This window comes from Providencia sp. PROV129 (assembly GCF_028482245.1).
GTDB classification, from domain to species: Bacteria; Pseudomonadota; Gammaproteobacteria; order Enterobacterales; family Enterobacteriaceae; genus Providencia; species Providencia vermicola.
Map to the genome: position 1 here is coordinate 42,630 of NZ_JAMPQD010000017.1, position 11,789 is coordinate 54,418.

At 42.2% G+C, this 11,789-nt stretch carries 9 protein-coding genes; 3 read left to right on the plus strand and 6 right to left on the minus strand.

The features are described from left to right. Position 1: 1 nt before the first annotated feature. Positions 2-1,699 carry an acetolactate synthase large subunit gene (gene ilvB, locus PSF27_RS13085; protein ID WP_206086369.1) on the minus strand — a complete coding sequence of 566 codons (1,698 nt, stop codon included), beginning with the start codon at positions 1,697-1,699 and terminating at the stop codon, positions 2-4. A gap of 103 nt (positions 1,700-1,802) precedes the next feature. Beyond that, positions 1,803-1,892, minus strand: coding sequence for an ilvB operon leader peptide IvbL (ivbL, locus tag PSF27_RS13090; protein ID WP_272681679.1), 90 nt, complete (start codon positions 1,890-1,892; stop codon positions 1,803-1,805). 338 nt (positions 1,893-2,230) lie between these two features. On the opposite strand from ivbL, the gene PSF27_RS13095 reads away from it, so the two are divergent. Then, entirely contained in the window at positions 2,231-3,400 is a 1,170-nt protein-coding gene (locus PSF27_RS13095) for an MFS transporter (RefSeq protein ID WP_272539571.1), read from the plus strand. A 254-nt stretch (positions 3,401-3,654) separates the two neighbouring features. After that, on the plus strand, positions 3,655-4,062 hold the full coding sequence (locus tag PSF27_RS13100) for a helix-turn-helix domain-containing protein (RefSeq protein WP_206086323.1): 408 nt from the start codon (positions 3,655-3,657) through the stop codon (positions 4,060-4,062). A 256-nt stretch (positions 4,063-4,318) separates the two neighbouring features. On the opposite strand, the gene PSF27_RS13105 is transcribed toward PSF27_RS13100, so the two are convergent. After that, positions 4,319-4,840 carry a single-stranded DNA-binding protein gene (locus tag PSF27_RS13105; protein ID WP_272681619.1) on the minus strand — a complete coding sequence of 174 codons (522 nt, stop codon included), beginning with the start codon at positions 4,838-4,840 and terminating at the stop codon, positions 4,319-4,321. Positions 4,841-5,293: 453 nt separating this feature from the next. Here PSF27_RS13105 and uvrA point away from each other — a divergent pair, with 453 nt between their 5' ends. Continuing rightward, positions 5,294-8,128: an excinuclease ABC subunit UvrA gene (uvrA, locus tag PSF27_RS13110; RefSeq protein WP_272516346.1), complete on the plus strand. Its 2,835-nt coding sequence runs from the start codon at positions 5,294-5,296 to the stop codon at positions 8,126-8,128. 40 nt (positions 8,129-8,168) lie between these two features. On the opposite strand, the gene PSF27_RS13115 is transcribed toward uvrA, so the two are convergent. The 3 genes from PSF27_RS13115 to alr all read right to left on the minus strand — a co-directional run bounded on the left by PSF27_RS13115 (position 8,169) and on the right by alr (position 11,354). Continuing rightward, on the minus strand, positions 8,169-8,903 hold the full coding sequence (locus tag PSF27_RS13115) for a hypothetical protein (protein ID WP_272574191.1): 735 nt from the start codon (positions 8,901-8,903) through the stop codon (positions 8,169-8,171). Between the two features lie 71 nt (positions 8,904-8,974). Continuing rightward, on the minus strand, positions 8,975-10,171 hold the full coding sequence (locus PSF27_RS13120; RefSeq protein WP_272681620.1) for an amino acid aminotransferase: 1,197 nt from the start codon (positions 10,169-10,171) through the stop codon (positions 8,975-8,977). Between the two features lie 100 nt (positions 10,172-10,271). Then, positions 10,272-11,354 carry an alanine racemase gene (gene alr / locus PSF27_RS13125; RefSeq protein ID WP_206086318.1) on the minus strand — a complete coding sequence of 361 codons (1,083 nt, stop codon included), beginning with the start codon at positions 11,352-11,354 and terminating at the stop codon, positions 10,272-10,274. Between the last annotated feature and the right edge of the window lie 435 nt (positions 11,355-11,789).

Genomic DNA, 11,789 nt, shown 5'->3' on the forward strand with positions numbered 1-11,789 from the left:
ATTACGCTCCAATCATATCAATATTAGCGGCACCTGGCGGAACCATTGGATATACCTTCTGATTCACATCGATCAGGGCATGTATTAAACAAGGGCCTTTGGTATTCATAACCGCTTCCAGTGCCATTGCAGGGTCTGCCTCATTATTCAAATCACAGGTTTGTAAACCAAAGCCTGCCGCTATCTTAATAAAGTCAGTTTGGTACGGATAAGCTGCAGCAAATATACGGTTTTCAAAAAATAAATCTTGTTGCTGATGAACCATACCTAACGCTTGGTTATTCATTAAAACGATTTTGATATTTAATTGATGCTCAGCTGCTGTCGCTAATTCTTGAATATTCATCATCAGGCTACCATCACCAGAAAAACATACGATGGTTTTTTCAGGTTCAGCCAAAGCAGCACCAATCGCAGCAGGTAAACCAAAGCCCATCGTGCCTAAACCGCCTGAAGTTAACCATTGGCGAGGGCGAGACAACGGATATACTTGTGCAGCCCACATTTGGTGCTGACCAACATCGGTTGTGACAATGGCCTCTTCACCCGCGGCACGAGCCGCAGCTAACACCAAACCATAGTGGTTTAATGGGTTATCTGCATCGCTTAAGTTTAATGGGTATTTTGCTTTTAACTCATCGACTCGTTTGATCCATTCATTTCGCGTATTTCGCTCAACCAATGGCAACAATAATTCCAAAATTTGCCCTGCATCAGCATGGATAGCAATGTCTGGACGCTTAATTTTACTGATTTCCGCTTTATCAATATCAACGTGAATAATTTTGGCATTAGGGCAAAATTTTTCAGCTTTTCCGATGGCTCTATCATCAAAGCGTGCTCCAATAACAATCAGTAAATCTGATTCTTCCATCACCATATTGGTACTTGCCGCGGCGTGCATACCTAACATTCCCAAATACAAAGGATGTCGCATAGGCACAGTACCCAATGCCATCAAGGTCATGGTTGTGGGCAAAGCAGCCTTTTCTGCAAATGCAATCGCCGTTTCTGTTGAAGCTGAGCTGATAACACCACCGCCAAAATACAGCACTGGACGTTTAGCTTCGTTGATCATTTGCGCCGCTTGGAGTACTTTTTCCATATCAAAATTTGGCGCTTTATCTTTCGGTAAAATGTCAGGTATCTCGGTTAACTCAATAGTCGCGGTTTGAACGTCTTTCGGTATATCAATCCAAACTGGCCCTGGACGGCCTGATTCAGCGATACGAAAAGCATCGCAAATCACCTGTGGCAAATCATTTATGCTGCGAACTAAATAGTTATGCTTGGTAACTGGAATAGAAATACCATAAGTATCAACTTCTTGGAATGCATCTGTCCCTATCATTGAAGAAGGCACCTGTGCCGTAATACAAACCAGAGGAATAGAATCTAGTTTTGCATCAGCAATAGCAGTCACTAAGTTGGTTGCGCCAGGGCCACTCGACGAAATACACACAGCGGCTTTGCCTGTTGTTCGAGCGATACCCTGAGCAATAAAACCCGCCCCTTGCTCATGACGAGCAAGAATATGGCGAATTTTTTTGCTTTTTCCTAATGCATCATAAAAAGGCAAAGCTGCCCCACCTGGAATGCCAGAAACAATGGTAATACCATGTTTTTCCAGTAAATGTACAATTAATTCTGCGCCCGTAAAACGCGTTTTCTGTGGTGATGTGTTGCCCGATTCGCTCATCATAATTATCCTTTGCTAGCCTGCGGATTTGAGCGAGAGAGAATAAAAAACCCCGCTCGGTTTGCGCCGGCGGGGTTTCTAAATCTGCGTTGATTTGTACCCGTTACGGCGCTAAGCCCACGACCACCACCACACGCACGACCACCGCAGCACGTGGCGCGGTTAGTAGTAGGCTTGAGTGATTAAAAGTCATGTTCACGGGGTTTTCCTGTTTTAGTCTGTTTGTTTAATTTTTTGTTGTTTTCTTAACTCCCTTTAAGAAAACATAATTTTGTTACTCTGACAATCATTTTTTCGTTTTTCAGTTCTCATCCCTCCTAAATGCGAGCCTCATCACATTCAGCCATATCAGAGCCATCATCTTAATTTAAATCAAAATAAAGCAGAATTAACTATTAAAACATCCCCAATCTATCACTTGACTTAAAGTTAACTTGAAGTTGTAACATAGAGCCAAAGAATATGACGATATGAACAAAATTCATATTCAATAAATTGATTTTATTTGATTTTTATAAGAAAGAGGTCTCTATGCCAAGGTCTGTTTGGTGGTTAGCCACCACACTTGCATTATTTATAACAGGGAATGCCATTGTTCTTTCAGTTGCTGTTGTGATTGGCGAAAACTTAGCAACTGACCCAAAACATGCCACAATTCCCCTGTTAAGTCAGTATGTTGGTTTGATACTCGCAACAATCCCTATTGCCTTTTTGATGCAAAAATATTCAAGAAGAATTGGGTTTATTATCGGAAACATTGGCGGGCTAATTGGTGCTGGATTATCGATTCTTGGGGTTTTAGAAAGTAATTTAATCTATTTCTCCCTAGGTTTATTTTTCACTGGAATTGCGATTGGCACTGCACAACAATTTCGCTTCGCTGCTATCGAAGAAGCCCCTATTTCACTGCGCGCTAAAGCGATTGGCCTTGTGATGAGTGGTGGTATTGCCGCTGCCTTAATTGGCCCAACACTGGCTATTATGACCCAAGGATTTTTTGCAAAATATCCGTTTGCAGGCCCTTTTGCTACGTTAGCGGGTATTTATGTTATCGCATTTATTTTATTGCTCATTGTGCCATTGAAAAAAATGGTGAAAGTACCACTCGATGAAAATTTAATTAAACGAAGCTATAAGGCATTGTATTCACAGCCAATACTGAAATTAATCGCGATTGTGAGTGCCATTGGTTATGCGATTGTCGTCTTTACTTTTGCCTCTATTCCACTCTCGATGAAGCAACATGATTTTCCATTTTCATCAATCGCAATCGTGTTTCAGTTTCACGTATTGGGTATGTTTGCTCCCTCATTTTTCACAGGAACATTAATTCAGCACTTAGGGGCAAAACGCATTATTTTATGTGGCATCATTTTATTGATTTTATCTGCTGTGATGAATTTACTAGGTAATGGTTTTTATCACTATTTGCTCTCTGGTATTTTTGTTGGGGTAGCTTGGAATTTACTTTTAATCAGCACCACCAATTTACTGCCCCACAGCTATGAAGTTCATGAAAGAGCAAAAGTGCAAGGAACAACTGATTTTCTGATCTACTTTTTTGGCGGCATTGGCAGCCTCGGGGCTGGCATTCTCTTTTTCACCATTGGCTGGCAAGCGATGAATATACTATCCATTATAATTTCCATCGCTATTTTGCTCAGCTTTTGGAGACTTAAAAAATATATTCCAACACACTGATCATTATGAACTGTCTCGATCCTGGTGATTGTAATGCTTATTGTAGGATCGAGGTTCAGTTATCACTCGTTTTACTCGATTCCTGATAAATATATTATCTTAAGGCAAACACTACTGGTTAGAGATTAATTAAAATTTGCTATTAATGTCATTTAACAAATTAACAGCCTGTATTCCTATTTGTTTAGTATTTATTTATTGGCTGTTTACTTAATGAAGGATATGATTAAAAAGTAACTCGTAGGAAAAACATTATGTATAAAGAAATCCCTGTTCCCTATAATGGGAAATACACAGAATTTCAATCTACAGTTGTTAATGAAATAATAGTTTGGATTGAAATGAACTTAACCAGTCGTCTATTACTGGATGACATTGCACTAAAATCTGGATATACAAAATGGCATTTACAAAGAGTGTTTCGTAAGGTTGTCGGGATACCTTTAGGTGAATATATTCGTCGAAGGCGGATTTGTGAAGCAGCAAAAGACCTCTGCACCACAGAACTACAAGTAATTGATATTGCATTAAAATACCAATTTGATTCCCAGCAATCATTTGCAAAGCGATTCCGCGCTTATTTAGGTACGTCGCCATCAGTCTACCGAATTTCCGGTGAAAGTCAGAATGACCCTTTACTACTGGAACCTAAAGTAGCCTGATACGCAATATGAAAATAAAATTTGTACTTACCCTTTTTATTCCACCTTCAATACAAAGCTCCAAGTAAGTTAATTACTGGAGCTTTTTTATTATTTATTTTTGATAAAAAAATTAATAATCCCTTAAGGTTTATAACCATTTTTTATTTTATTATCTTAATAAAAAATTTTTATTTGATAGTTATATTTAAAATATAAAAGAATAAAGGCTTCACGAGGAAGCCTTTTATATATTTATAGTTATTAAAATAACAAATTAAAACGGAATATCGTCATCGAAATCCATTGGTGGCTCATTATTTTGTGGTGCTGGCGCTTGTGAGCGTGCAGATGCAGCACCGCCACCACTGAATTGTTGTGCAGCTTGTGGCTGTTGAGGTTGACCCCAACCACCTTGACCACCTTGGCCTTGTGATGGCGCATCACCGCCACGACCACCTAACATTTGCATAGAACCGCCAATATTCACAACCACTTCCGTCGTGTAGCGATCTTGACCGCTTTGGTCTTGCCATTTGCGCGTTTGCAAAGACCCTTCGATATAGACTTGTGAACCTTTTTTCAAGTATTCACCTGCAACTTCAGCTAATTTGCCGAAAATCACCACGCGATGCCATTCAGTTTTTTCACGCATCTCGCCAGTTTGCTTATCGCGCCAGCTTTCAGAAGTTGCCAGAGTCAGGTTTGCCACAGCTCCGCCGTTAGGCATATAACGGATTTCAGGATCTTGCCCTAGGTTACCGATAAGAATTACTTTATTTACGCCTCTGCTGGCCATTTATTGCTCCTGATGCATTGAATTTTAATCTCTGGATTAGCCTTGAAGTTTACCAATGACCGAACTGATTTGCACCAACAATTGAAATTGCGCTATTAAACTTGCGGAACGCTTTCCAGCTTTTAGTTAAATTTCATAGTGCTTTTGCCAGTATAGACACAAAATAATACACACCGCATCTATCTTTTCGATAAATTCTGGCTTTTGTTTTCCAATTTCATCATTAAAACGTCCTACTCTAAATAGTTCAATTCACAGCTAGGCGGCAAGCAAAGATATCGCAGGGAGCATACATAAGTATGTGACCTGCGTAGCTGAGCGCAGCCAACACCGCTGTGGGTTGAAATATGACGAGTAGGAAAATATAACGACTACTGTATATCCATTCAGGGAAAAATATGTGATAATGATCGCTTGCGATTGTTCAATATCAAATCATCCGGGAAGTGGTAAATGGATAATATCGAAGTCCGCGGCGCACGCACGCATAATCTGAAGAACATCAATCTCGTTATTCCTCGTGATAAACTGATTGTTATCACGGGTTTGTCAGGCTCTGGAAAATCCTCTTTAGCCTTTGATACCCTGTATGCAGAGGGCCAGCGCCGGTATGTTGAGTCACTTTCTGCCTACGCGCGCCAGTTCCTGTCCTTAATGGAAAAGCCTGATGTAGACCATATTGAAGGGCTCTCTCCTGCGATTTCGATTGAACAAAAGTCCACTTCACATAACCCACGTTCTACCGTGGGAACCATCACTGAAATTCATGACTATTTGCGGTTATTGTTTGCGCGGGTTGGTGAGCCTCGCTGCCCTGATCATGATATTCCATTAGCAGCGCAAACCGTCAGCCAGATGGTTGATAATGTTTTAGCGCAGCCAATGGATCGCCGTATGATGTTACTTGCTCCCGTCGTCAAAGATCGTAAAGGGGAACACGTTAAATTACTCGATAACTTAGCGAGCCAAGGTTATATCCGCGCACGCATTGACGGGGAAGTTTGCGATCTTTCTGATCCCCCTAAACTCGAATTACAGAAAAAGCACACCATTGAAGTCGTGGTTGATCGCTTTAAAATCCGCGATGACATCGCGCAACGTTTAGCTGAGTCATTTGAAACCGCGCTAGAGCTTTCTGGTGGTACCGCTGTTGTTGCCGATATGGACGATCCACAAGCAGAAGAGCTGGTCTTCTCTGCAAACTTCGCGTGTTCCGTTTGTGGCTATAGCATGGTGGAATTAGAACCGCGTCTGTTTTCCTTCAATAACCCAGCTGGGGCTTGCCCAAGCTGTGATGGTTTAGGCGTTCAGCAATTTTTTGACCCTGAACGCGTGTTACAAAACACAGAAATTTCTTTAGCAGGCGGCGCTATTCGCGGCTGGGATCGTCGTAACTTTTATTATTTCCAGATGCTAATGTCATTGGCTGAGCACTATAAGTTTGATGTTGAAGCCCCTTATGATTCACTCAGCCCTGCAGTGCAAAAAATCATTTTGTACGGTTCAGGCAAAGAAACCATTGAGTTTAAATATCGTAATGATCGCGGGGATATTACCGTTCGCCGCCATCCATTCGAAGGTGTTCTCAATAATATGGAGCGCCGTTATAAAGAAACCGAATCCACCGCCGTTCGTGAAGAACTGGCGAAATATATCAGTAACCGCCCTTGTGTTTCTTGTAATGGAACGCGTTTACGTAAAGAAGCGCGCTTTGTATTTGTTGAAAACACCACGTTACCTGAAATCGCAGATTACAGTATTGGCCATGCGATGGAGTTTTTCCAAAACTTAAAGCTGAGTGGCCAGCGCGCGCAAATTGCTGAAAAAGTACTGAAAGAAATTGGTGATCGCCTTAAATTCCTAGTTAACGTTGGCTTAAACTACTTAAGTTTGTCACGCTCTGCAGATACCTTATCAGGTGGTGAAGCACAGCGTATTCGCCTTGCTAGCCAAATTGGTGCAGGTTTAGTGGGTGTGATGTATGTGCTTGATGAACCGTCAATTGGCCTGCATCAACGGGATAACGATCGCCTGTTAGAAACCTTGATCCACCTGCGTGATTTAGGCAATACCGTGATCGTCGTAGAGCACGATGAAGATGCTATTCGCGCCGCTGATCATGTGATTGATATTGGCCCAGGTGCGGGGGTACATGGTGGTCAAATTGTCGCCCAAGGTACATTAGAAGATATTGTTGCGAATCCTGACTCCTTAACAGGTAAGTTCTTAAGCGGTGAACGACGAATTGAAATTCCGAAACAGCGAGTTCCTGTCAATAAAGACAAAATGCTCACTGTGTTTGGCGCAAAAGGTAACAACCTGAAAAATGTGACTTTAAAAGTGCCAGTCGGGTTATTTACCTGTATTACGGGCGTATCTGGCTCAGGTAAATCCACACTGATTAACGACACATTATTCCCAATTGCCCAGCGCCAACTCAATGGGGCAACCACCATTACCCCAGCACCTTATTTGGATGTTGAGGGCTTGGAACATTTCGATAAAGTCATTGATATTGACCAAAGCCCAATAGGGCGAACACCGCGCTCTAACCCTGCGACCTATACTGGTGTGTTTACTCCTGTTCGTGAGTTATTTGCAGGGGTGCCAGAGTCCCGTACCCGCGGTTATAACCCAGGCCGCTTTAGTTTTAACGTGAAAGGCGGGCGCTGTGAGGCCTGTCAGGGTGATGGCGTTATCAAGGTTGAGATGCACTTCTTGCCTGATGTCTACGTGCCATGTGACCAGTGTAAAGGTAAGCGCTATAACCGCGAAACCTTGGAAATCAAATACAAAGGTAAGAGCATTCATGAGGTTCTCGATATGACTATCGAAGAGTCCCGTGAGTTTTTTGATGCGGTTCCTGCCCTTGCTCGTAAGCTGCAAACCTTGATGGATGTAGGGTTATCCTATATTCGTCTTGGCCAATCAGCGACCACGTTATCAGGCGGTGAAGCACAGCGTGTTAAGCTGGCTAAGGAACTCTCCAAACGCGGTACAGGGCAAACTATTTATATTTTGGATGAACCAACGACAGGCTTACACTTTGCTGATATTCAACAACTTTTAGTCGTTCTGCATCAGTTACGTGATCAAGGCAATACCATTGTCGTCATTGAACATAACCTTGATGTGATTAAAACAGCAGACTGGATTGTTGATTTAGGCCCTGAAGGGGGTAGCGGCGGCGGTGAAATTCTCATCGCGGGTACACCAGAAGAGGTGGCCGAATGTGAGAAGTCCCACACTTCAAGGTTCTTAAAGACGATTTTAGAACGCGGCTACTAATATTCTATGAATACCCTTGTGTTATTGGCAAGGGTATTCATTAGCCCAATTCGAAACGCAAATGGCTCTTTCTAAAGTCTCGAATTTTGTATTCTTGCTCAATGAGGTGAGCACCATCATAACCATCAATAATAGTTTGTTCGCAAATAGGTAATTGGCTATGAAAACCGTAATTTTTTACCCACATCACTAGGTTCAAATTAGGTTGTTTCCCTCCCCACCCTATAAACTCATACTCTTCTCGTCGGCAAAGAAAACAGACGCTTTCCCCCGCTTTTATCATCAATGGAACCGTTTTTCGTGGGAAGTGAGTGGTAATATCCCCTAGTTCCGACACGCTATGAACATCAAAATAGTATGGGGCTAATGACTGAATATTTTCAAACATCAGCGCGTCACAATCACCTGAATATTTTGCGACTTTAGTTTCACTCTTCGCTCTAACCCATTCATTTTCATGGAAGTATTCCCCTGTCAATTTCATGATTGCACGCGTTGATGGTGATTGCCAAATTTGTTGTTGCTCTTGACTCATTTGTGATGAAATCACAGGTTGATAGGCATTGAAGCCCCACTCTTGCAAACATTTATCCCGCTGAATGAATTCTTCGTGGACACGTTCAAAATAACGATATCGGCTAGCCTTTGAAGTTCCCATATAGAAAAACGCATCTTCAGGTAATTGAGCTCGGGTAGAACCTTTACCAAAAAAGGAAAATTTTCGGACAAAAAATTCAAGGAATAAAACAGGAGAAGATAGACTTAATTGTTTCATAAATATAACCGAGTAATAAAAAACGCAGGGATTAGCCTGCGTCTATTTACTTATCATTGAGTTAGCTTTAACTATTGGCTAACAGCAGCAAATGCCTCAACGATACGTTTTACATTGTGGCGGTTAACACCTGCCATACATACTCGGCCCGTACCCACTAAATACACCGCAAACTCGTCTTTTAGACGAGCCACTTGTTCTTTAGTGAAACCGGTATAACTGAACATCCCGCGCTGTTTCAATAAATGGTCGAAGTTTTTGGTTGGTAACGCTTTTTTCAGCTCATCCACCAACACGGTGCGCATGTCTAAAATACGTAAACGCATTTCTTCCACTTCTGCTAACCATTTTGCTTTTTCTGCGCTGTTGGTCAGTACCGCAGCCACAATTTTTGCCCCATTAGAGGGTGGGCTTGAATATAAACGGCGCACACCAGCTTTAAGCTGACCTAATACACGATCGCGCTCATCGGTATTTTCACAAATCACCGATAATCCACCCGCACGTTCGCCATAGATACCAAAGATTTTAGAGAATGAGTTGCTGACAAACAAGGTCAAACCCGCTTTAACCATCGCTCTAATCGCGTAAGCATCTTCGTTGATACCTTCAGCAAAACCTTGATAAGCGATATCTAAGAATGGGATCAGTTTGTGTTCAATCGCCACTTTCGTGACTTCATCCCACTGCGCCGGTGTTAAATCAGAACCCGTTGGATTATGGCAACATGGGTGCATTAAAATGATGCTATTTGCTGGCAATTTCTTAAAGGTTGCAAGCATTTCATCGAATTTAACGCCTTTGGTTTTTTCATCAAAGTATGGGTAATAATGAACTTTTGTGCCCGCACCAGAGAAAATAGAGGCATGATTTTCCCATGTTGGGTCACTGCACCAAACTTCTGAATCAGGATAGTATTGATGTAGGAAATCAGCACCGATTTTTAATGCACCAGAGCCACCAATGGTTTGCACTGTTGCAATACGCTCTTGTGCAATCAGCGGGCAATCTTCACCAAATACCAATTTTTGCAGTTCAAGACGGTAATCTTTTAAGCCTTCCATTGGTAAATACAAGGAAGCACTTGCAGGTAACTTGTTTAGTGACGCTTTAGCGGTACCCACCGTTGCCAGTTCAGGCGTTTTACCTTCACCATCGTAGTAAAGACCAATACTCAGATTAATTTTGTTATCACGAGTGTCTTTATTAAATTCATCCATTAACGACAGAATTGGGTCGCCCGGATAAGCATCAACATGTTCAAACACAGGACATCTCCTAATCATTATTTGGCACTGATAATGTCAGCGCGCATTGCGTTATTCAGCGTGGTTATTACGTTGTTACTTGAAAATAACCCTTTGTTGACTATTCGTCTACATATTCCATCGCAACTCGTGAGGTCAATTTAGTGAGCAACTCATAGTTGATAATACCCGTTTGTGCGGCAATTTCTTCAACTGGCAGTCCATTCCCCCACAAAACCACGTCATCACCAACTTTATCGGTGGCATTTAACCCCAAATCCACGACAGTCATATCCATCGAAATACGACCAATAATCGGCACTTTTCGCCCATTAATTAATACTGGCGTCCCAGACGGCACGTTACGCGGGTAGCCATCGCCATAACCAATGGCAACAACCCCAAGGCGAGTATCTTGATCACTGCACCACGTTTCACCGTAGCCAACACATTGGCCTGCTGAATGTTCTCTCACAGCAATTAAGGTGGATTTTAAAGTCATGACTGGCTGCAAGCCGAAATCTGCCGCGCTTTTTCCTTCTTGAGGAGAAGCGCCATACATCATAATTCCTGGACGAACCCAGTCATAGTGAGCTTCAGGCCATAATAGGATACCTGCGGATGCCGCGATAGATTTTTCGCCTTCTTTGCCTGCAATAAACTGTTTGAAGCAATCGATTTGACGTTGAGTTGTTGGCAAGTGCGGCGCATCAGCTTGACAGAAATGGCTGACAATATTAATAGGCAGTTCAACATGTTGGCAACGTTGCAAGCGTTGATAAAAAGCCTCAGCGTCTTTTGGTAATACACCAAGGCGATGCATCCCTGTATCTAATTTCATCCAAACTTTGAGGGAATGTGGTAACTTAGCCGCTTCAAGCATTTCAAGCTGTTCGATGCAGTGAATAACGGTGTCAATTTTGTGCTCTGCCATCAATACTAAGTCAGACTGCTCAAAAAACCCTTCCAGTAAGACGACGGGCTTTGTAACGCCATGTTGGCGCAGTAGCAATGCCTCATTCAACCTTGCCACGCCAAAGCCGTCCACCAGCGCTTCCACTGCACTTCCCACTCCAACTAACCCATGGCCATAAGCGTTTGCTTTAACAACTGCAATCAGTTGGCTATTGGGTGCAATCTCTTTCACCCGTTGCAAGTTGTGTCGCAGAGCGCGGCGGTTTATTAATGCGGTTGCCGCTTTCATGATCCCCTCGTTTGCTTCTCTCTAATTTGTCTAAAAATTAAGCTGCACATTGGCAGCTTAGTCTATTCTCTATTTGTTATACGCTAAAAAATATCAATTTCCATCCGATATTATTTTTATGAATCATTTAATTTTAATATTCTAATTCCAATACTCTAAATAGTTTGAATACTCTAATACTCTAATACTCTAATACTCTAATACTCTAATACTCTAATACTCTAATACTCTAATACTCTAATACTCTAAATAGTTTGGGTTGTCGCTAGGCGGCAAGCGAAGATATCGCGGGGAGCATACACGAGTATGTGACTCGCGTAGCTGAGTGCAGCCAACACCGCGACAGCGCAAAGTATGACGAGTCATTCCAATACACCAATCCCAATACTCTAAATAGTTTGGGTTGTCGCTAGGCGGCAAGCGAAGATATCGCGG